Annotated in this window: 14 protein-coding genes; 7 read left to right on the top strand and 7 right to left on the bottom strand. The window is 70.6% G+C overall.

The window, feature by feature from the left end; genetic code table 11:
• Window positions 1-337: 337 nt before the first annotated feature.
• Together rpoB and ABEB07_RS25430 are read left to right on the top strand one after the other, a co-directional pair.
• Window positions 338-3,823 (top strand): DNA-directed RNA polymerase subunit beta, encoded by a 3,486-nt coding sequence (gene rpoB, locus ABEB07_RS25425; protein ID WP_164581817.1) that lies wholly within the window; start codon window positions 338-340, stop codon window positions 3,821-3,823.
• A gap of 102 nt (window positions 3,824-3,925) precedes the next feature.
• Window positions 3,926-7,825 carry a DNA-directed RNA polymerase subunit beta' gene (locus tag ABEB07_RS25430; protein WP_164581814.1) on the top strand — a complete coding sequence of 1,300 codons (3,900 nt, stop codon included), beginning with the start codon at window positions 3,926-3,928 and terminating at the stop codon, window positions 7,823-7,825.
• A gap of 61 nt (window positions 7,826-7,886) precedes the next feature.
• Here the strand turns inward: ABEB07_RS25430 and ABEB07_RS25435 are convergent, their stop codons facing one another.
• From ABEB07_RS25435 to ABEB07_RS25460, 6 genes are all read right to left on the bottom strand, one after another.
• On the bottom strand, window positions 7,887-8,897 hold the full coding sequence (locus ABEB07_RS25435) for a M48 family metalloprotease (protein ID WP_345670456.1): 1,011 nt from the start codon (window positions 8,895-8,897) through the stop codon (window positions 7,887-7,889).
• Window positions 8,898-8,939: 42 nt separating this feature from the next.
• Window positions 8,940-9,449 carry a Pycsar system effector family protein gene (locus tag ABEB07_RS25440; RefSeq protein WP_345670458.1) on the bottom strand — a complete coding sequence of 170 codons (510 nt, stop codon included), beginning with the start codon at window positions 9,447-9,449 and terminating at the stop codon, window positions 8,940-8,942.
• Window positions 9,446-10,558, bottom strand: coding sequence for a hypothetical protein (locus ABEB07_RS25445; RefSeq protein WP_345670459.1), 1,113 nt, complete (start codon window positions 10,556-10,558; stop codon window positions 9,446-9,448). Before ABEB07_RS25445 ends, ABEB07_RS25440 begins: the two co-directional genes overlap by 4 nt.
• A gap of 36 nt (window positions 10,559-10,594) precedes the next feature.
• Window positions 10,595-12,739 carry a hypothetical protein gene (locus ABEB07_RS25450; RefSeq protein WP_345670460.1) on the bottom strand — a complete coding sequence of 715 codons (2,145 nt, stop codon included), beginning with the start codon at window positions 12,737-12,739 and terminating at the stop codon, window positions 10,595-10,597.
• Window positions 12,736-13,479, bottom strand: a complete 744-nt coding sequence (locus tag ABEB07_RS25455) for a hypothetical protein (RefSeq protein WP_345670461.1) — start codon at window positions 13,477-13,479, stop codon at window positions 12,736-12,738. Before ABEB07_RS25455 ends, ABEB07_RS25450 begins: the two co-directional genes overlap by 4 nt.
• A 125-nt stretch (window positions 13,480-13,604) precedes the next feature.
• Window positions 13,605-14,321: a Crp/Fnr family transcriptional regulator gene (locus ABEB07_RS25460; protein ID WP_345670462.1), complete on the bottom strand. Its 717-nt coding sequence runs from the start codon at window positions 14,319-14,321 to the stop codon at window positions 13,605-13,607.
• Between the two features lie 423 nt (window positions 14,322-14,744).
• Between ABEB07_RS25460 and rpsL the strand changes: the two genes are divergently transcribed.
• The 5 genes from rpsL (at window position 14,745) to ABEB07_RS25485 (ending at window position 20,619) form a co-directional block, all read left to right on the top strand.
• Entirely contained in the window at window positions 14,745-15,116 is a 372-nt protein-coding gene (rpsL, locus tag ABEB07_RS25465; RefSeq protein WP_003948652.1) for a 30S ribosomal protein S12, read from the top strand.
• 2 nt (window positions 15,117-15,118) lie between these two features.
• Window positions 15,119-15,589, top strand: coding sequence for a 30S ribosomal protein S7 (gene rpsG, locus ABEB07_RS25470; protein ID WP_003974303.1), 471 nt, complete (start codon window positions 15,119-15,121; stop codon window positions 15,587-15,589).
• Between the two features lie 39 nt (window positions 15,590-15,628).
• A complete protein-coding gene (gene fusA, locus ABEB07_RS25475; RefSeq protein ID WP_164581812.1) occupies window positions 15,629-17,755 on the top strand; it encodes an elongation factor G in 2,127 nt (708 codons plus the stop codon).
• Between the two features lie 156 nt (window positions 17,756-17,911).
• Window positions 17,912-19,105, top strand: a complete 1,194-nt coding sequence (gene tuf, locus ABEB07_RS25480) for an elongation factor Tu (protein ID WP_164581809.1) — start codon at window positions 17,912-17,914, stop codon at window positions 19,103-19,105.
• A gap of 263 nt (window positions 19,106-19,368) precedes the next feature.
• Window positions 19,369-20,619 (top strand): hypothetical protein, encoded by a 1,251-nt coding sequence (locus ABEB07_RS25485; protein WP_345670464.1) that lies wholly within the window; start codon window positions 19,369-19,371, stop codon window positions 20,617-20,619.
• A gap of 69 nt (window positions 20,620-20,688) precedes the next feature.
• On the opposite strand, the gene ABEB07_RS25490 is transcribed toward ABEB07_RS25485, so the two are convergent.
• A complete protein-coding gene (locus ABEB07_RS25490; RefSeq protein ID WP_345670465.1) occupies window positions 20,689-22,092 on the bottom strand; it encodes a carbohydrate-binding protein in 1,404 nt (467 codons plus the stop codon).
• Window positions 22,093-22,244: the final 152 nt, after the last annotated feature.

Consider the following 22,244-nt stretch of genomic DNA (forward strand, 5'->3'; position numbering starts at 1 on the left):
CACGAGGATCCGAATCCGAGGCATGGATCGACGGCGAAGAGGGCAGTATCAACCTGGCGTTGAGGGCAGCAGGCCATAGGGCGGTGACGACGACGAGGGTTATGGCAGACCGGCACACCGGCACTGGACATCAGTGGGCCAAGTGGCTACACTGACCCTTTGCGCTGCCTGTTAGCTGTCCCCTGCCCGTCACCAGGGGCATGCCCTCACCCGAGCATCGAAGACCGGACCGCACCTGACCTGGCCCACCCAGCCACGTCGGGCACTGTCTGTCCCGATGGCCGGAAGAGGGGCCGGTACGCGCGTAGTGAGTCCGAGCCCTCGGAAGGACCCCCTCTTGGCCGCCTCGCGCAACGCCTCGACCGCGAATACGAACAACGCCGCCAGCACCGCCCCGCTGCGCATTTCCTTTGCAAAGATCAAGGAGCCCCTCGAGGTTCCGAACCTTCTCGCGCTGCAAACCGAGAGCTTCGACTGGCTGCTCGGCAACGACGCGTGGAAGGCTCGCGTCGAGGCGGCTCTGGAGTCCGGTCAGGACGTCCCCACCAAGTCCGGTCTGGAGGAGATCTTCGAGGAGATCTCCCCGATCGAGGACTTCTCCGGGTCGATGTCGCTGACGTTCCGCGACCACCGCTTCGAGCCGCCGAAGAACAGCATCGACGAGTGCAAGGAGCGCGACTTCACGTTCGCCGCCCCGCTCTTCGTCACGGCCGAGTTCACCAACAACGAGACCGGCGAGATCAAGTCCCAGACGGTCTTCATGGGCGACTTCCCGCTCATGACCAACAAGGGCACCTTCGTCATCAACGGCACCGAGCGTGTCGTCGTGTCGCAGCTGGTCCGTTCGCCGGGCGTGTACTTCGACTCCTCCATCGACAAGACGTCCGACAAGGACATCTTCTCCGCCAAGATCATCCCGTCCCGGGGCGCCTGGCTGGAGATGGAGATCGACAAGCGCGACATGGTCGGTGTCCGCATCGACCGCAAGCGCAAGCAGTCCGTCACCGTTCTTCTCAAGGCGCTCGGCTGGACCAACGAGCAGATCCTCGAGGAGTTCGGCGAGTACGAGTCGATGCGCGCCACCCTGGAGAAGGACCACACCCAGGGCCAGGACGACGCGCTGCTCGACATCTACCGCAAGCTGCGTCCGGGCGAGCCCCCCACGCGTGAGGCCGCGCAGACGCTGCTGGACAACCTGTACTTCAACCCCAAGCGCTACGACCTCGCCAAGGTCGGCCGCTACAAGGTCAACAAGAAGCTGGGCGCGGACGCGCCGCTGGACGCCGGCATCCTGACCGTCGAGGACATCATCTCGACGATCAAGTACCTGGTGAAGCTGCACGCGGGCGAGACCGAGACCGCCGGTGACAACGGCGGCACGATCGTCGTCGAGACCGACGACATCGACCACTTCGGCAACCGCCGTCTGCGCAGCGTGGGCGAGCTCATCCAGAACCAGGTCCGCACCGGCCTGGCCCGTATGGAGCGCGTCGTCCGCGAGCGGATGACCACGCAGGACGTCGAGGCGATCACGCCGCAGACCCTGATCAACATCCGGCCGGTCGTCGCCTCCATCAAGGAGTTCTTCGGCACCAGCCAGCTGTCGCAGTTCATGGACCAGAACAACCCGCTGTCGGGTCTCACCCACAAGCGCCGCCTGTCGGCCCTTGGCCCGGGTGGTCTCTCCCGTGAGCGGGCCGGCTTCGAGGTCCGTGACGTGCACCCCTCGCACTACGGCCGCATGTGCCCGATCGAGACGCCCGAAGGCCCGAACATCGGTCTGATCGGCTCGCTCGCCTCCTACGGCCGGGTCAACGCGTTCGGTTTCGTCGAGACCCCGTACCGCAAGGTCGTCGAGGGCCAGGTCACCGACGAGGTCGACTACCTGACCGCCGACGAGGAGGACCGCTTCGTCATCGCGCAGGCCAACGCCGGCCTCAACGACGACATGCGCTTCTCCGAGAACCGCGTCCTGGTGCGCCGCCGCGGCGGCGAGGTCGACTACGTCGCCGGTGACGACGTCGACTACATGGACGTCTCGCCGCGCCAGATGGTGTCGGTCGCGACCGCCATGATCCCGTTCCTGGAGCACGACGACGCCAACCGCGCCCTCATGGGCGCGAACATGATGCGCCAGGCCGTCCCGCTCATCAAGAGCGAGGCCCCGCTCGTCGGCACCGGCATGGAGTACCGCTCCGCCGTCGACGCCGGCGACGTCGTCAAGGCCGAGAAGGCCGGTGTGGTCCAGGAGGTCTCCGCGGACTACATCACCACCGCCAACGACGACGGCACCTACATCACCTACCGGCTGGCCAAGTTCGCCCGCTCCAACCAGGGCACCTCGGTCAACCAGAAGGTCATCGTCAACGAGGGCGACCACGTCATCGCCGGCCAGGTCCTCGCCGACGGTCCCGCCACCGAGAACGGCGAGATGGCCCTCGGCAAGAACCTGCTCGTGGCGTTCATGCCGTGGGAGGGTCACAACTACGAGGACGCGATCATCCTGTCGCAGCGCCTCGTGCAGGACGACGTCCTCTCCTCGATCCACATCGAGGAGCACGAGGTCGACGCCCGTGACACCAAGCTCGGCCCCGAGGAGATCACCCGGGACATCCCGAACGTCTCCGAGGAGGTCCTCGCCGACCTCGACGAGCGCGGCATCATCCGCATCGGCGCCGATGTCGTCGCCGGCGACATCCTGGTCGGCAAGGTCACGCCCAAGGGCGAGACCGAGCTGACCCCGGAGGAGCGCCTGCTGCGCGCGATCTTCGGCGAGAAGGCCCGTGAGGTCCGCGACACCTCGCTGAAGGTCCCGCACGGCGAGATCGGCAAGGTCATCGGCGTGCGCCTCTTCGACCGCGAAGAGGGCGACGAGCTTCCCCCCGGTGTGAACCAGCTGGTGCGCGTCTACGTCGCGCAGAAGCGCAAGATCACCGACGGTGACAAGCTCGCCGGCCGGCACGGCAACAAGGGTGTCATCTCCAAGATCCTGCCGATCGAGGACATGCCGTTCCTGGAGGACGGCACCCCGGTCGACATCATCCTGAACCCGCTCGGCGTCCCGTCCCGAATGAACCCGGGACAGGTCCTGGAGATCCACCTCGGCTGGCTCGCCAGCCGCGGCTGGGACGTCTCCGGCCTCGCGGAGGAGTGGGCCCAGCGCCTCCAGGTCATCGGCGCCGACAGCGTCCAGCCCGGCACCAACGTCGCCACCCCGGTCTTCGACGGTGCGCGCGAGGACGAGCTGGCGGGTCTGCTCCAGCACACCATCCCGAACCGGGACGGCGAGCGCATGGTGCTCCCGACCGGCAAGGCGCGGCTGTTCGACGGCCGCAGCGGTGAGCCGTTCCCGGACCCGATCTCGGTCGGCTACATGTACATCCTGAAGCTGCACCACCTGGTCGACGACAAGCTGCACGCCCGTTCGACCGGTCCGTACTCCATGATCACCCAGCAGCCGCTGGGTGGTAAGGCGCAGTTCGGCGGCCAGCGGTTCGGCGAGATGGAGGTGTGGGCACTTGAGGCGTACGGCGCCGCCTACGCCCTCCAGGAGCTGCTGACCATCAAGTCCGACGACGTCACCGGCCGCGTGAAGGTCTACGAGGCCATCGTCAAGGGCGAGAACATCCCCGAGCCCGGCATCCCCGAGTCCTTCAAGGTGCTCATCAAGGAGATGCAGTCTCTCTGCCTGAACGTGGAGGTGCTGTCCAGCGACGGTATGTCCATCGAGATGCGCGACACCGACGAGGATGTCTTCCGCGCTGCGGAGGAGCTCGGCATCGACCTGTCCCGGCGCGAGCCGAGCAGCGTCGAAGAGGTCTGACGGGAGTCCGGCAGGGGCCTCACCGATGAGTGAGGCCCCCGCCGACCCCCAGGCCCCCGTTTCAGACCACAGACTTACAACCCTGAGAGGGATTGACGCATAGTGCTCGACGTCAACTTCTTCGACGAGCTCCGGATCGGCCTGGCCACCGCTGACGACATCCGTCAGTGGAGCCACGGCGAGGTCAAGAAGCCCGAGACGATCAACTACCGCACCCTCAAGCCGGAAAAGGACGGGCTCTTCTGCGAGAAGATCTTCGGCCCCACCCGGGACTGGGAGTGCTACTGCGGCAAGTACAAGCGCGTCCGCTTCAAGGGCATCATCTGCGAGCGCTGTGGCGTCGAGGTCACGCGCGCCAAGGTGCGCCGTGAGCGGATGGGCCACATCGAGCTTGCCGCCCCCGTCACGCACATCTGGTACTTCAAGGGCGTCCCGAGCCGGCTGGGCTACCTGCTGGACCTCGCCCCGAAGGACCTGGAGAAGGTCATCTACTTCGCGGCGTACATGATCACGTACGTCGACGAGGAGCGCCGCACCCGCGACCTGCCCTCGCTGGAGGCGCACGTCTCCGTCGAGCGCCAGCAGATCGAGCAGCGTCGCGACGCCGACCTGGAGGCCCGGGCCAAGAAGCTCGAGACCGACCTGGCCGAGCTGGAGGCCGAGGGCGCCAAGGCCGACGTGCGCCGCAAGGTGCGCGAGGGCGCCGAGCGCGAGATGAAGCAGCTGCGCGACCGCGCGCAGCGCGAGATCGACCGCCTCGACGAGGTCTGGACCCGGTTCAAGAACCTCAAGGTCCAGGACCTGGAGGGCGACGAGCTGCTCTACCGCGAGCTGCGTGACCGCTTCGGCACGTACTTCGACGGTTCGATGGGCGCCGCGGCGCTGCAGAAGCGCCTGGAGTCCTTCGACCTGGAGGAGGAGGCGGAGCGCCTCCGCGAGATCATCCGCACCGGCAAGGGCCAGAAGAAGACCCGCGCCCTCAAGCGGCTGAAGGTCGTCTCCGCGTTCCTGCAGACCTCCAACAGCCCCAAGGGCATGGTCCTGGACTGCGTCCCGGTCATCCCGCCGGACCTGCGTCCGATGGTGCAGCTGGACGGTGGCCGCTTCGCGACCTCCGACCTGAACGACCTGTACCGCCGCGTCATCAACCGCAACAACCGCCTGAAGCGGCTTCTCGACCTCGGCGCGCCCGAGATCATCGTGAACAACGAGAAGCGCATGCTCCAGGAGGCCGTCGACGCGCTCTTCGACAACGGCCGCCGCGGCCGCCCGGTCACGGGCCCCGGCAACCGTCCGCTGAAGTCGCTGTCCGACATGCTCAAGGGCAAGCAGGGCCGCTTCCGTCAGAACCTGCTCGGCAAGCGAGTCGACTACTCGGCGCGTTCCGTCATCGTCGTCGGCCCGCAGCTCAAGCTGCACCAGTGCGGTCTGCCCAAGGCGATGGCGCTGGAGCTGTTCAAGCCGTTCGTGATGAAGCGCCTGGTGGACCTGAACCACGCGCAGAACATCAAGAGCGCCAAGCGCATGGTCGAGCGCGGCCGCACGGTCGTGTACGACGTGCTGGAAGAGGTCATCGCGGAGCACCCGGTTCTGCTGAACCGCGCGCCCACGCTGCACCGCCTCGGCATCCAGGCCTTCGAGCCGCAGCTGGTCGAGGGCAAGGCCATCCAGATCCACCCGCTCGTGTGCACCGCGTTCAACGCGGACTTCGACGGTGACCAGATGGCCGTGCACCTGCCGCTGTCCGCGGAGGCGCAGGCCGAGGCCCGCATCTTGATGCTGTCCTCGAACAACATCCTCAAGCCGGCCGACGGCCGCCCGGTGACGATGCCGACCCAGGACATGGTCCTCGGTCTGTTCTTCCTCACCACCGACGGCGAGCTGCGGGACACCAAGGGCGAGGGCCGCGCGTTCGGCTCCACGGCCGAGGCGATCATGGCGTTCGACGCCGGCGAGCTGGCGCTCCAGTCGCAGATCGACATCCGCTTCCCGGTGGGCACCATCCCGCCGCGTGGCTGGGAGCCGCCGGCGCGCGAGGAGGGCGAGCCCGAGTGGCAGCAGGGTGACTCGTTCCGCCTGCGCACCACCCTGGGCCGCGCGCTCTTCAACGAGCTGCTGCCCGAGGACTACCCGTTCGTCGACTACTCGGTGGGCAAGAAGCAGCTCTCCGAGATCGTCAACGACCTGGCCGAGCGCTACCCCAAGGTCATCGTGGCGGCGACGCTCGACAACCTGAAGGCGTCCGGCTTCTACTGGGCGACCCGTTCCGGTGTCACCGTGGCCATCTCCGACGTCGTCGTTCCCGAGGCGAAGAAGGAGATCGTCCGCGGCTACGAGGCGCAGGACGAGAAGGTCCAGAAGCAGTACGAGCGCGGTCTGATCACCAAGGAAGAGCGCACGCAGGAGCTCATCGCGATCTGGACCAAGGCGACCAACGAGGTCGCCGAGGCGATGAACGAGAACTTCCCCAAGACCAACCCCATCTTCATGATGGTCGACTCGGGCGCCCGAGGAAACATGATGCAGATGCGGCAGATCGCGGGTATGCGCGGTCTGGTGTCGAACGCGAAGAACGAGACCATCCCGCGTCCGATCAAGGCGTCCTTCCGTGAGGGCCTGTCCGTGCTGGAGTACTTCATCTCCACGCACGGCGCCCGTAAGGGTCTGGCGGACACCGCCCTGCGTACCGCCGACTCGGGTTACCTCACCCGTCGTCTGGTGGACGTCTCGCAGGACGTCATCATCCGCGAGGAGGACTGCGGCACCGAGCGCGGCCTCAAGCTGCGGATCGCGGAGCGCGGCGCCGACGGCGTGCTGCGCAAGGCGGAGGACGTCGAGACGTCCGTGTACGCGCGCTGCCTCGCCGAGGACATCGTCGTCGACGGTCAGGTGCTGGCCCCGGCCGGCACGGACCTCGGTGACGTGCTCATGGACGAGCTGGTCGGCCGCGGCGTCGAGGAGGTCAAGACCCGCTCGGTCCTGACCTGCGAGTCCGCCGTGGGCACCTGCGCCATGTGCTACGGCCGTTCGCTGGCCACCGGCAAGCTGGTCGACATCGGTGAGGCGGTCGGCATCATCGCCGCCCAGTCCATCGGTGAGCCCGGCACCCAGCTGACGATGCGTACCTTCCACACCGGTGGTGTGGCCGGTGACGACATCACCCAGGGTCTGCCGCGTGTCGTCGAGCTCTTCGAGGCCCGTACCCCGAAGGGTGTCGCCCCGATCTCCGAGGCGGCCGGTCGCGTCCGCATCGAGGAGACCGAGAAGACCAAGAAGATCGTCATCACGCCGGACGACGGCAGCGACGAGACGGCGTACCCGATCTCGAAGCGCGCCCGTCTGCTGGTCGGCGAGGGCGACCACGTCGAGGTGGGCCAGAAGCTCACCGTGGGCGCCACCAACCCGCACGACGTGCTGCGCATCCTCGGCCAGCGCGCCGTCCAGGTCCACCTGGTCGGCGAGGTCCAGCGGGTGTACAACTCGCAGGGTGTGTCGATCCACGACAAGCACATCGAGATCATCATCCGGCAGATGCTGCGCCGTGTGACGATCATCGAGTCCGGCGACGCCGAGCTGCTGCCCGGCGAGCTGGTCGAGCGCTCGAAGTTCGAGCAGGAGAACCGTCGTGTGGTCCAGGAGGGCGGTCACCCGGCCTCCGGTCGTCCGCAGCTGATGGGTATCACCAAGGCCTCGCTGGCGACGGAATCCTGGCTGTCGGCCGCCTCCTTCCAGGAGACGACCCGAGTCCTGACGGACGCGGCGATCAACGCCAAGTCCGACAGCCTCATCGGCCTCAAGGAGAACGTCATCATCGGTAAGCTCATCCCGGCCGGTACGGGTCTGTCCCGCTACCGCAACATCCGGGTGGAGCCGACCGAGGAGGCCAAGGCCGCGATGTACTCGGCCGTCGGCTACGACGACATCGACTACTCGCCGTTCGGCTCCGGCTCCGGCCAGGCCGTCCCGCTGGAGGACTACGACTACGGTCCGTACAACCAGTAGGACACCTGCCTGACGCACTGAAGGGCGGCCACTCCCGCGGGGGTGGCCGCCCTTCGGCGTCTCAGCGCCGGGCCTCCAGGTGAGCCTGCAACCGGTGCAGCCTGGTGTGGACGTCCGGATGGGAGGCGAGGAGCCGTGCGGCGATGCCCTGCCCGTCGGACGGGGCGGCCGGGTCCAGGCGGTCGGCGCGCGCGTCCTTGTCGCGGTCGCACTCCTCGGACAGCACCGCGATCAGCTGGGGCGCGAAGCCGAGGCCGGCCGCGTGCTCGTCGGCCCGCAGCTCGGACCGCCGGGCCATGGCGGCCGCCGCGTACGGGGTCACCAGGGGGAGCAGCACCAGGCCGTAGGAGGCGATGGCCAGGACGAGGAGCATGCCGCCGAGCAGACAGGCCGGCAGCACGGCGGCGCCCGTGGACAGCCGCTCGGACCCCGCGGCCACCCGGCGCAGCGCACGCCAGGTCAGCCGCCCGGGGAGCGCGTACCAGAAGACGAGCAGGGACACCCAGGCGTGGCCCCGGGTGTGGTGGCCCAGCTCGTGGGCGAGCACGGCGGCGAGCCGGGCGGGTGACAGCGTCCGCAGGGAGTGGCTGGTCACCCCGACGACATGACCGGCCGCCGCCATGGCGTTGACCTCGGAACTGTCCTCCACCCACAGCTGGTAGGCGCTGCCGTCCACTCCGGCCCGGGCCGTCACCTCACGCCAGACGGAGTGGAGCACCTCGGCTTCCTCCGGCAGCGGGTGGCGCAGCCCGAACAGCCACCGGGCCATGAGCCGCTCACAGGGGCGGTGGAAGGCGAGCAGACCGCTGAGCACCCAGCAGCCGAGCGGTATCCACCAGGGCGGCCCCGCCAGCACGTCGAGGACGTACGACGCCGCCAGCACGACGGCCACGCCGGCGAGGAGCTGGGGGAGGTGGAGCAGCAGGCGGCTCAGGGCGGTGATGTCGAGGCCGCGCTGCCGGGCGGCCACGTGCACCCGGCCGGTACGGGAGGGCAGCTCGTCGTCCGGTCCGGGTCCCGGGACGCTCGACGCGGCGGCCTGGTGTGCGGCGGATTCGGGTGGAGTGGACATGGTGCTTCCTTCCGGGGGTGAGGGACGCGTCGGCGGGACGGTTCAGGCGGCGAGCAGCGCGGCGGGGACCAGGACGGCCGCACCGGCGAAGGCGGTCAGGCCGACGCGGACCCACAGGTGCTTGCGGGCGGCGATGCGGCTGGCCTCGCCCAGGGCCAGGAGCAGCGCCCCGAGCGGATCGCCGCCGGTCTCCTCCAGCGCGGCGGCCAGGTCGCCGGCCCGCGCCGCGCGCCGGACGTCTCCGAAGTAGGTGAGCGGCCGGCCGGGCTCCCAGCGGCTTCGCCGGTAGCGGGGGACCACCGCGAGCAGCAGCGCGAGGACCGCGGTGAGCAGCGCGGCGACCCCGGCCCACCACAGGAGAGCGGCGGGCAGCGGCAGCGTCCCGGGGGCGCGGTGGCGGCCGGCCGGCAGCGCGGCGGGGCCCACGGTCAGGCCGAGCACTCCGGCGAGCACTGTGGCCTTGGCGTCCGCGCGGGTGATCTCGGCCCGCAGGTCCGTCAGCAGCCGGAAGCCCGCTCGCAGGCCGGGGCCAGCCGGGCAGTCGGCGCTCATGGGCTGGTCCCGAGCTGTTTCCCGTGTTTCTCGGCCGGGAGTCGCGCCGGCGTCTCGGACCGCTCCGGTGCGGGCGTCCGGTCGACCGGGGAGGCGGTCCGCAGAATGGCCGTCATGCGCTCGACCATGAGGTTGTGGGGCTCCTCCAGTTCGTAGCCCTCCAGCTGATCGCCCTGCACGGCCTGGTCGATCAGGTGCAGCTGGTTCTTCACCAGCGCCGCCTGCTCGGAGCTGAGGTGGGCGAGGACCAGCGCGGTGTCGTCGGGGTGGTGCGTGAGGTGCAGGGCGAGCGCCGCGACGCCGCCCCTGGCGAGGTGGTCCTCGTAGAACGTGAGCGTCTCGGTCCTGCGCCGGGCCGCCAGCTCGTCGCGGAGCCGGGCTGCCGCGTACTCGGGGCCTGCCGCGTCCAGCTCGTGCCGGGCGGTGCGCAGCCGGGCCTGGTGGGACCGCTCCGCCGCGTCGCGCCGCAGCCGTACGGCGAAGGAGACGCGCAGGCCCTGCTCCTCGCCGATCGTGTGCGCGGCGTCGGCCTCGCGCTGGACGGCGCGTTCGGCCGCCGCGCTCTCGTCGATGCGGTGCCGGCGTGCGGCGGCCCGCAGCACCGGCAGGAGGCGCCGCGCGATCAGGCCGGGCACGTCCCGCTCCTGGCCGGCGACGAAGAGCCCCGGGTCGGTGACGCGCCAGCTCACCTCGGCCGTGGCCTCGAACTCGAAGCTGTCCACCAGGCTCGGCAGCGGCACGTTCAGCTGAAAGGCGTGCGGGTCCGTGTCCACCTCGTACAGGGCGACGTAGCGCCGCACGCTCGGGGGCCGGCGGGGCGAGGGGAAGGTCTCGTACGTGCCTTCCCTGGTGACGCAGACCAGGGCGTGGTCGATGCGTCCGGTGAAGCGGCGGGTGCCGAGGCGGAAGCGCGGCAGGTGCCAGACCGTGCGGACCGGGTCCGCGTCGGCGGGGGCCGGGTGCGGGCGCTGGGGCCGCTGGCGGAACCAGTCGAGCTGGCCGGCCCCTTCCGGCGGTTCGGCGTGGCCGGGTGGCTCGGCCTGTCCGGGCGGTTCGGCGGAGCCGGGTGGTTCGGGCCGGAGAGGTCCTTCCTCTTCCCTTTTCGTCATGATCGGGTCCTTCTGACGTGCCGCTCGGGGAGCGGCTCACGGGTGGGAGACGTGTGCGCGCAGCCGTCCGGCCACGGCGGGGGCGGAGCCGTCGGAGAAGCGCACGGTGCGCAGCAGGTGGTCCACACGGTGGTCGTTGGCGGGCGTCGTGGTGATCGCCGACAGGAGCGGGGCCAGGGCCGACTCGGTCCGCGGATCGGCGTCGGCCGCGAACACCCAGCCGCGCAGGATGTGCAGGGCCCGCGTGCCGTGCGCGCGGTCCGCGAGCAGCGTCTGCCAGAACCTGGCCAGCTGCCGGGCGGTCTCCGCGTCGTCGGCGGCGACGGCCTGCGCGTACCAGTTGAGGACCAGTGGCCGGTCCTCGGGCGCCTCCGTCTGCCGGCACGCCTGGCGGAAGGCGGCCAGGGCGCGGGCCCGGACGGTCCGGTCGCCGTCGAGCCGCCCGGCGAGGACGCTCAGGACGGGCTCGCGCACGGCGAGCAGCAGCAGCTCCAGCGCGTCGGTGAACTGCCGGGCCTCCTCGGTCGGCTCGTCGTCCTCCCGCGGTTCTCCCGGTTCCTCCGGCTCGGCCGGTCCGCCGTGTCCGGGGGAGGGGCGGCGGATGGCCTCCAGGAGGGTGTCCAGGGTCTCCTCGTGGTTGACCGGGCCGAGCAGGCCGTAGGCGCGCACGGCGGTCCAGCGGCGGCTCTCCACGTCCCCGGTGCACCAGTCGCGCAGGACCCGCGGGACCGGGGCGACGCCGAGGAGGTGGGCCATGGTGAGCGCGTTGGCCGCGTTCAGCCAGGAGCCGCTGTGGTGGTCGTCCGCCCACGGCTCGATCAGGTGGGCCATGGCCGAGGAGAAGTCCGCCCCGGCGAGCAGGGCGGCCGCCGAGGCGGCCCGGGTCCGCACCAGCGGGCGGCCGTCCTTCGCGAGCCGGTCGATCCACGCCACGAGGGCGGGCCGGGCGGAGGGATGGAGGTTCCACACCGCCTCCACCAGCGCCCCGACCACGCGTTCCTCGCGGAAACCGGCGAAGAACTGGTCGACCGGCCCCCACTCCGTCACCTCCGCGTCGCGGTAGCCGTCGGCGTGGACCAGCCCGAGGCGGTCCTCACGGGAGCCGCCGAAGATCCGCACGACCGGTGCCTGGCGGGGATCGGCCGTGTGCTGGAGCCGGGCGTACAGGACGTCGGCGAGTTCGGCGGCCACCGCGTACGGCGCCTTGTCGAAGACGGCGAGGGCGATGAGGAACGCCTTGTCGCGCAGGTCCCGCCGGTCGTCGGTGAGCCAGCGGGAGACCTGCGCCTCCACGGCCTCCGCCCGGTGGGCGGCGAGCGCCTCCTCGTCGGTCTCGCCGCGGTGCAGGGCCACGAGCTGCCGCGCGAACTCCGCGACGGCCGCCGGCTGATGCCGGCGGTCGAGGAACTCCCGCACCAGGTCGCGCTCGCACAGTCCGGCCCACGCCTCCGTTCCGACCCGGGGCGTGACATGGGCGTGCAGCATGTCCTCGGTGGCGGGCGGCTCCCACCGCACGAACGGCACGTCGTCCAGGGCGGCCGAGGGCTCGACCGTGATCACCAGATGGCCGCCGGAGCGCTCCAGGCGCTCGCGCAGGCCGAGCAGGTGGGCCGCGCGCAGGGGAGCGCCGCGGCCGGCGGGGAAGTTCAGCAGTACGTACCCGTCCGCACCGTCCAGCTGTCCGAGCAGCGCGGTCAGCGAGGCCGGCGGGGTGAGGCTGCGCACCGTGCCGTCGGTGAGGCGGCGCAGCAGCATCAGCGCGGCGGAACCGCGGCCGGTGTCGCGGCCGCCGGACACGACGACGACGCGGTCCTCGCGCAGCCGGGCGAGCGCCTCGTCGAAGCTCGGGCATCCACAGAAGACGTCCGCCAGCTGTGCGATCTCCTCCTGCCGGACCACGCCCGAGAGCTGTTCGGCGGGTTCGGGCCGGGTGCCGAAGACGTTCACGTTCCCGTGGATGGTCCCGCCGCTGACGCCGAACTGGTCCCGGGCCACGGCGGTGGCGGCGGCGGAGCGGGCCAGGGGCAGGACGAAGGACGGACCGTGCTGGATGAGCGCCTGGCGGGCCGCCCAGGCCTCCTGGCGCGGCCGTTCCTGCGCCTGTGCCGCGTCCTCCTGCTGTTCGCCGCCGTGCGCCCGCTCCTCGGCCGGCGCGCCGGGCGCTGCCTCCTCCCGGCTCACCGCCGCTCACCCGCGGCGGGCGGGCCGAAGTGGACGCCGCCGTGCACGGTGCCGCCGCTGACGCCGTACTGGTCCCGGCCGACGCTGGTCCCGGTCCAGGCCGCGCCCGCGGGCGCACCGGGGCCGGCCGGCGCGGCGGGGTCCGCCCCGGGGCCGGGCGAGTCCGCCCGGCCCGGTGCGCCGTGCAGCCAGGCGACCGTCGGCCCCTCCTTCGTCGCGACGGTGGCGCGGTGGAAGTCGTCCGGGCGCACGCCGAGCGGGCCGTGCCGGACCACGCCCCGGTAGACGTCGTCGGACACGCACAGGACGCAGTCGCCGTCGCTCTGCTTCAGGGCGGCGCGCAGGACGTCGGAGTCCAGCAGCCGGACGGCGTGGTTGAGGTCCGAGCCGACCCAGCCGTCGAGCTCGTCGACGGCGACGTAACCGGAGGAGAGCACGATGCGCAGGCGCATCCGGGCGGTCGTGGCGAGCAGCCGGTTCTTGCTGTGCAGCAGTGCCGGGGTCTCGGTCAGCAGGGTCTTGGCCAGGGCGGGCACGGACACCTGGGTGTCGATGAGCGCCATGACGGAGTCGCCGCGGTCGGCGCGCAGGCAGGCCGTCTCGTCCACGGCGGCGTGCACCAGCGTGGCGTCCACGACGTCGTAGAGCACCCGGCGCAGGAACGCCTGCTCCACGTCGTCCCGCGAGCCGAACTGTTCGATGTCGACCAGGAGGATGGTGCGGTACATGGGGTCGGTCATGTCTGCCTCTCGTGCTCGCCGGGTTCGTCGGGAGCACGATGGCGTGGCCGGGCCGCGCGCCGGAGGCACGATGACGCGGACGAACTGTGACCGTGTGCACAGACAGCCGGACGGCGACGTGTCCGTCAGGCGGAGCCCTCGCCGACGATGCGGCGCAGCACATCGGGGCGGAGCACCACGATGCGGCGCCGCCGGGTGGCGACGACCTGCCGGGTGCGCAGTTCACCGAGCAGCCTGGCCACCGCCTCGCGGGAGGAGCCGACCGAGCCGGCGAACTCGTGCTGGCTCAGGCCGATGGCCAGTTCGATGCCCTCCTCGGTGCGGTTGCCGTGCGTGCGGACCAGTTCGAGGAGCAGGACGGCCAGCCGTTCGCGCACGGTGAGTGCGGCCCACTCCAGGCGGCGGCGGTCGGTGGAGCGCTGCCGGTCGGTGGCCAGGCCCAGCAGGTGCAGGGCCACCCGGGAGTTGCCCGCGAGGAAGGCGGTGAAGCGGCTCCGGTCGATGACGACGCCCTCCACCGAGTCCAGCGCCGTCACGGTCGCGGAACGGTGGCGGCCGCTCAGTGCCGCGCCCTCCCCGAGGATGTCGCCGGGGCCGCGCAGGGCCAGCAACGCCTCGTAGCCGTTGGCGGCGATGGCCGTGACCTTGGTCCAGCCGCGCAGCAGGAGCACCACGTGGCCGGAGGGCTCGTCCTGGTGCATCAGCACGCTGCGCGCGGGATACCGCAGCGGGCGGCCGATGGCGAGCAGGGCGGCCCGGTCCTCCCGCTCCAGCCGCGCGAGGAAGGGCACGGCGTCGTCGAAGCCGTCGTCGTCCCACGCGCGTGTGCGCCCCCCGATCATCGCGCCCCCCGGTCCGAGCCCCGTCCGCGTCTGTGACGTGGCGACGAGTCAACGTAATGCGAAGGGCGCGGGTGTGGCACGGGCGACAACCGGCCGCCGTGGCCGGTCGGAGGCCGTGAGCGGAGACACGATCGAGGATCGTCCAGGGGTGCGGGCTTGACACGGCCGACGGCCCGGGGAGCCCCGAGCCCATTTGTTTTGACCGCAGCGAATGCGATAGGTACGCTCAGACCTTGTGCCTGGGGTGTGCCCTGGCTCTCGTGCGTGCCTTCAGACCGCGTCGGGGGCCGCTATCGGCCACCGCAATCTGCGCCTCTTTCTGCTCGTGCGGCGGGAGTCCGCGGGATTCGACACACCCGACCGCGTGGGTCGGCGATGTTCCAGGTTAGCTGTACCTATCGGCACACAGAAACCGGAGAAGTAGTGCCTACGATCCAGCAGCTGGTCCGTAAGGGCCGGCAGGACAAGGTCGAGAAGAACAAGACGCCCGCACTCGAGGGTTCGCCCCAGCGTCGTGGCGTCTGCACGCGTGTGTTCACGACCACCCCGAAGAAGCCGAACTCGGCCCTGCGTAAGGTCGCGCGTGTGCGTCTGACCAGCGGTATCGAGGTCACTGCTTACATTCCGGGTGAGGGACACAACCTGCAGGAGCACTCCATCGTGCTCGTGCGCGGCGGCCGTGTGAAGGACCTGCCGGGTGTTCGCTACAAGATCATCCGCGGCTCGCTCGACACCCAGGGTGTCAAGAACCGCAAGCAGGCTCGCAGCCGTTACGGCGCCAAGAAGGAGAAGTAAGAATGCCTCGTAAGGGCCCCGCCCCGAAGCGCCCGGTCATCATCGACCCGGTCTACGGTTCTCCTCTGGTGACCTCCCTCATCAACAAGGTGCTGCTGAACGGCAAGCGCTCCACCGCCGAGCGCATCGTCTACGGCGCCATGGAGGGTCTGCGTGAGAAGACGGGCAACGACCCGGTCATCACGCTGAAGCGCGCGCTGGAGAACATCAAGCCGACCCTCGAGGTCAAGTCCCGCCGTGTCGGTGGCGCCACCTACCAGGTGCCGATCGAGGTCAAGCCCGGTCGCGCCAACACCCTCGCGCTGCGCTGGCTGGTCGGTTACTCCCGCGCCCGTCGCGAGAAGACCATGACCGAGCGCCTGCTCAACGAGCTCCTCGACGCCTCCAACGGCCTGGGCGCCGCTGTGAAGAAGCGCGAGGACACGCACAAGATGGCCGAGTCCAACAAGGCCTTCGCGCACTACCGCTGGTAGTCGCTACCCACATCGAGACCGAGAGAAGACTGAAGCCTTATGGCTACCACTTCACTTGACCTGGCCAAGGTCCGCAACATCGGGATCATGGCCCACATCGACGCGGGCAAGACGACCACCACCGAGCGGATCCTGTTCTACACCGGCGTCTCGTACAAGATCGGTGAGGTCCACGACGGCGCTGCCACGATGGACTGGATGGAGCAGGAGCAGGAGCGTGGCATCACGATCACCTCTGCTGCCACCACCTGTCACTGGCCGCTGGACGACGTCGACCACACCATCAACATCATCGACACGCCGGGCCACGTCGACTTCACCGTCGAGGTGGAGCGTTCGCTGCGCGTGCTCGACGGTGCCGTGACGGTGTTCGACGGCGTCGCCGGCGTCGAGCCGCAGTCCGAGACGGTGTGGCGTCAGGCGGACCGCTACGGCGTCCCGCGCATCTGCTTCGTCAACAAGCTCGACCGCACCGGTGCCGAGTTCCACCGCTGTGTGGACATGATCTCGGACCGCTTGGGCGCGCAGCCGCTGGTCATGCAGCTGCCGATCGGTGCCGAGGCCGACTTCAAGGGCGTCGTGGACCTGGTCCGCATGAAGGCGCTCGTGTGGTCCGCCGAGGCGGCGAAGGGCGAGATGTACGACGTCGTCGACATCCCGGCCACGCACACCGAGGCCGCCGAGGAATGGCGCGGCAAGCTCGTCGAGGCCGTCGCCGAGAACGACGAGGAGATGATGGAGCTGTTCCTGGAGGGCCAGGAGCCCACCGAGGAGCAGCTGTACGCGGCCATCCGCCGCATCACCATCGCCTCCGGCAAGTCCAACGAGACGACGGTCACCCCCGTGTTCTGCGGCACCGCGTTCAAGAACAAGGGCGTCCAGCCCCTGCTCGACGCGGTCGTGCGCTACCTGCCGACCCCGCTCGACGTCGAGGCCATCGAGGGCCACGACGTCAAGGACCCCGAGGTCGTCATCAAGCGCAAGCCGTCGGAGGACGAGCCGCTCTCCGCCCTCGCGTTCAAGATCATGAGCGACCCGCACCTGGGCAAGCTCACCTTCGTCCGGGTCTACTCGGGCCGCCTGGAGTCCGGCACCGCCGTGCTGAACTCCGTCAAGGGCAAGAAGGAGCGCATCGGCAAGATCTACCGCATGCACGCCAACAAGCGTGAGGAGATCGACGCGGTGGGCGCCGGCGACATCGTCGCCGTCATGGGCCTGAAGCAGACCACCACCGGTGAGACGCTGTCGGACGACAAGAACCCGGTCATCCTGGAGTCCATGGACTTCCCGGCGCCGGTCATCCAGGTCGCCATCGAGCCCAAGTCCAAGGGTGACCAGGAGAAGCTGGGTGTCGCCATCCAGCGTCTCGCGGAGGAGGACCCCTCCTTCCAGGTGCACACCAACGAGGAGACCGGCCAGACCATCATCGGCGGCATGGGCGAACTGCACCTCGAGGTGCTGGTCGACCGCATGCGCCGTGAGTTCAAGGTCGAGGCCAACGTCGGCAAGCCGCAGGTCGCCTACCGTGAGACGATCCGCAAGGCCGTCGAGCGCGTGGACTACACCCACAAGAAGCAGACCGGTGGTACCGGTCAGTTCGCCAAGGTGCAGATCGCGATCGAGCCCATCGAGGGCGGCGACGCCTCGTACGAGTTCGTGAACAAGGTGACCGGTGGCCGCATCCCGAAGGAGTACATCCCTTCGGTGGACGCCGGTGCGCAGGAGGCCATGCAGTTCGGCATCCTCGCCGGCTACGAGATGACGGGCGTCCGCGTCACGCTTCTCGACGGTGGCTACCACGAGGTCGACTCCTCCGAGCTCGCCTTCAAGATCGCCGGTTCGCAGGCCTTCAAGGAGGCCGCGCGCAAGGCGTCGCCCGTGCTGCTCGAGCCGATGATGGCCGTCGAGGTCACCACGCCCGAGGACTACATGGGTGACGTCATCGGCGACATCAACTCCCGCCGTGGCCAGATCCAGGCCATGGAGGAGCGGGCGGGTGCCCGTGTCGTGAAGGGCCTCGTGCCCCTTTCGGAGATGTTCGGCTACGTCGGAGACCTCCGCAGCAAGACGTCGGGTCGCGCCAGCTACTCGATGCAGTTCGACTCCTACGCCGAGGTTCCCCGGAACGTCGCCGAGGAGATCATCGCGAAGGCCAAGGGCGAGTAACTCAGCCGAGTTCCAGCCCTTAGGCTTGACTCCGGAGCCTCGCGGGGCATTCCACCGCAAACGCGGCGGGAATGCCCCCGGGATCCGGGCCATCCAGCAAAGATCACCTGGCGCCGATGAGTAAGGCGTACAGAACCACTCCACAGGAGGACCCCAGTGGCGAAGGCGAAGTTCGAGCGGACTAAGCCGCACGTCAACATCGGCACCATCGGTCACATCGACCACGGTAAGACGACCCTCACGGCCGCCATTACCAAGGTGCTGCACGACAAGTACCCGGACCTGAACGAGGCCTCGGCCTTCGACCAGATCGACAAGGCTCCTGAGGAGCGTCAGCGCGGTATCACCATCTCGATCGCGCACGTCGAGTACCAGACGGAGGCGCGTCACTACGCCCACGTCGACTGCCCGGGTCACGCGGACTACATCAAGAACATGATCACCGGTGCCGCGCAGATGGACGGCGCGATCCTCGTGGTCGCCGCCACCGACGGCCCGATGCCGCAGACCAAGGAGCACGTGCTCCTGGCCCGCCAGGTCGGCGTCCCGTACATCGTCGTCGCCCTGAACAAGGCCGACATGGTGGACGACGAGGAGATCCTGGAGCTCGTCGAGCTCGAGGTGCGTGAGCTCCTCTCCGAGTACGAGTTCCCGGGCGACGAGGTTCCGGTCGTCAAGGTCTCCGCGCTCAAGGCCCTCGAGGGCGACGAGAAGTGGGGCCAGTCGGTCCTCGAGCTCATGGACGCCGTGGACAGCGCGATCCCGGAGCCGGAGCGCGACGTCGACAAGCCGTTCCTCATGCCGATCGAGGACGTCTTCACCATCACCGGTCGCGGTACGGTCGTCACCGGCCGTATCGAGCGTGGTGTCCTCAAGGTCAACGAGACCGTCGACATCATCGGCATCAAGACCGAGAAGACCACCACCACGGTCACCGGCATCGAGATGTTCCGCAAGCTGCTCGACGAGGGCCAGGCCGGTGAGAACGTCGGTCTGCTGCTCCGCGGCATCAAGCGCGAGGACGTCGAGCGCGGCCAGGTCATCATCAAGCCGGGCTCGGTCACCCCGCACACCGAGTTCGAGGCGCAGGCCTACATCCTGTCCAAGGACGAGGGCGGCCGCCACACGCCGTTCTTCAACAACTACCGCCCGCAGTTCTACTTCCGTACGACGGACGTGACCGGCGTGGTGACCCTCCCCGAGGGCACCGAGATGGTCATGCCGGGTGACAACACCGAGATGAAGGTGGAGCTCATCCAGCCCATCGCCATGGAAGAGGGCCTGAAGTTCGCCATCCGCGAGGGTGGTCGCACCGTGGGCGCCGGCCAGGTCACCAAGATCAACAAGTGATCTCGGCCCGGTAGCCGCAGCGTGAGCTGAGCACCGGGGAGGGCCCGTACGACTTCGGTCGTACGGGCCCTTTCGCATGCCCGGGAGTCCTCCGGGACGGCCGCCGTCTGGTTTCCCGGTGCGCGGTGGGAACGGCCGAGGCCGTCCGTGCGTGAGTGATCATGTACCCCTACCGGTTGGATCACGTCTCCCGCGCCCTTCCGTTCCGTCCGGCCCGCGCGGACCGCGGAGGAGTGGCCGGGCCGTCCGAAGAGAGTGGGCCAGTGAGTACCGTTCCGCCGTCCGAGCAGCCCGACGAGCCGTCCGGCGACCAGCCGGCCATATCCGACGAGCAGTGGGAGGCGTTCCTGCGCGAGTCGGTGGAGGGCGGCGGCGCTCCGCCGCCCAAGGAGCCCTCCGCCCGGGCGCGGATGGTGGCCCGGCGGCTGCGCGAGGAGGAGGCCGAGGCGGCGCGGCGCGACGACGGCGGCGGCCGCCGGAGCCGGTGGCGTCGCCGTCCGGCGGCTCCCCAGCCGCGCGGCCCCCGCGCCTGGACTCCGGCCGACCCGCCCACCGGGGCCGCCCGGCGGACGGCCGACGGACGCGGACGCGGCCGGCGCGGCCTGTGGCCGGTGCTCGGCGTGGTGCTCGCGGTGGCTGTCGCCCTGGTCGCCGTACGGCCCGCACTGCTCCTGGACCGGCTTCCCGGACACCGGACGGCGGCCGACGACGGCCACGCCGCACCGTCGCCGCTGCCCGCCGAGACGGCCCTGCCGAGCAGCGCCCCCGGCGCGGCCGGCCCCGGTACGCCCACGCTCGCCCACCCGTTCCGCGGCTCGCCCGCACAGGACTGGGCCGACGGCGCCGACGCCATCGAACTGCCGCGGGCCGAGGCCGTGGCCGGACTGGGCGAGGACGACGTGGCGCTCGCGCTGCGCCGCACCAAGGAGTTCCTGATCGCCACGAACCTGGACCCGGCCGTCCTGCGCGGCGGGCAGCCGGCGAAGGCGATGGCGCTGCTGGACCCGCGGCAGCCGGGGACGCTGTCCGGACTGCGGCGCTCGCTGAGCGCCCCCGACCGCGCGCACGATCCGGTCGACCTCGTCACCCGGTTCGACCCGGCCGAGGTACGGCCGGCCGGCGACACGGTGAAGGTGCGCGGCCACCTGTCCTTCAGCGCCGGACGGGCCGGCCAGGTGAAGGTGCGCGCCGACTACACCTTCGTCTACCCGCTGGTGCGGGCGGGCGCGGACGACGGCACGGTGGCCCGTACCGTCGTCCGCCGCGCGCTGACCATGAACCTGGTCGACCCGGCCCGGTGGAAGGCCACCCCGGGCAAGCTGTCGATCGAGCGGTACAGCGCGTACACCTACAACAACGAGTGCGGTGTCCACGACGGCTACGCGCACCCCGTCTTCCCCGGCGCCGGCCCGACCGCCTCCCCGGCCACCGGCCCCACCGTCGACCCGTACGACCGCAGCCGGGCCCTGGGGGACCGGAAGCCGGACGAGTGCGGGGAGGTCACCCGCACCTGAGCGGGGGCCGTCCGCGGAGGCACGTCCAGGGGGCTGGTCAGTGAGCCGGTCAGTGTTCCGGTCGGTGGTTCAGGCGCGCTGCCACAGCGCGGGCACGTTCGGCGGCTCCCAGCCCGGCTGGGCCTGGTGGGCCTGGAGGCAGCGGTAGGCGGCGCCGCCGTAGGTGACCGTGTCGCCCGCCTGGTAGACGGTGCCGGCCGCCCAGGTGCCGCCCGGGTTGCCGGGGCCCGGGTCGCCGGGGTCGCCGGGGCCGCTCGTGGTGGTCTTCAGGGTCAGCCCGTAGGCGGACAGGATCGGGTTGACGGGCTGGAAGTACGTCGTCCCGCCGCTCGTGCAGTCGCCGGAGCCGCCCGAGGTGACGCCCTGCGCCTGGCTGCCGGAGATGAAGGAGCCGCCCGAGTCGCCGGGCTCCGCGCACACCGAGGTACGGGTCACCCCGGAGACGGTGCCCTCCTGGTAGGTGACGCTGGTGTTGAGCTGCTGGACGGTGCCGCAGTGCCACCCGGTGGTCGAGCCGGAACGGCACACCGACGCCCCCACGGTCGCCACCGTGGACCCGGTCACCTGGAGGTTCTGGCCGCTCTGGTTGACGTAGGGGGTCGCGGTCCAGCTGGAGTTGGCCGCCACCCAGGCCATGTCGTTGCCGGGGAAGACCGAGGCCTGGAAGGTGCCCTGGGAGACCTGGTTGGCACCGGTGGTGGGGTAGCCGGCGCGGCCGCAGTGGCCGGCCGTGGCGAAGCCCTGCTGGGTGCCGCGGGTGATCGGGAAGCCGATCGAACAGCGGGTGTTGCCGTTGATGTAGTACGCGTCGCCGCCCCGCAGGTCGTACAGCGGGCGGGGACGCCCGGCCGACGTCACGACCCTGGCGAGGGAGGCGTCCACCCCGGCCGCCGCCAGCAGGGAACGCGCGGCGGCCGGCCGTACCGCCTCGACCACCAGCGTGTTGGTGCGCACGTCGACGTACCAGGCCGGGGTGTCGGCGGTGTCGGCGGTGTCCCGGTGCGCGGCCGCCCGGTCCAGGCGGGCCTTCGCCGAGTCCAGCGCGGTCAGCGAGTGCCGTACGACCGCCGGTTCGGCGCCCCGCGCGCGGATCGCCGCGGCGTCGGCGGCGTCGGTGGTCGCCACGGTCAGCGTGCCCGAGTCGGCGCCGTGCACCCAGGCGCCCGCGAAGTCGGCGCCCAGGGCGGCCCGCAGCCGTCCGGCGGTGGCGCCGGCCGCCGCCTCGTTCGACAGCCGCCGCTCGGCCTGCCGCCGGTCGATGCCCAGGTCGCGCTGCATGGCGTGCAGGACGGCGGCGGAGGTGTCGGCGGTGCGCAGGGTCTCGGCGGCCGTCGGCGCCGACGCCCGCGGCTGCGCGGCGGGCGCGGCGCCGGGGACCGTTCCGGCGCTCGCCGTGCCGTTCAGCCCCGTCAGGACCAGGGCGCCGGTCACCGCGGCGGCGGCCAGGGCGGCTCTGGTGGGTAGCTGGAGCATGGGGGTCTCCTCGGTTTCGGTGGGGAGGTGCGGAAACCGTAGGAAGGCCCGACCGGGCGACGTAAGCCTCCGGTTGACCCCCTTGGCCGGTGTTATGGGAGGGGGCGGGTGTGTGGGGCGGCGGAGGGGTGGGAGAGGAGGCAAGGGGCCAC

This window comes from Streptomyces similanensis, assembly GCF_039543625.1.
Classification (GTDB): domain Bacteria; phylum Actinomycetota; class Actinomycetes; order Streptomycetales; family Streptomycetaceae; genus Streptomyces; species Streptomyces similanensis.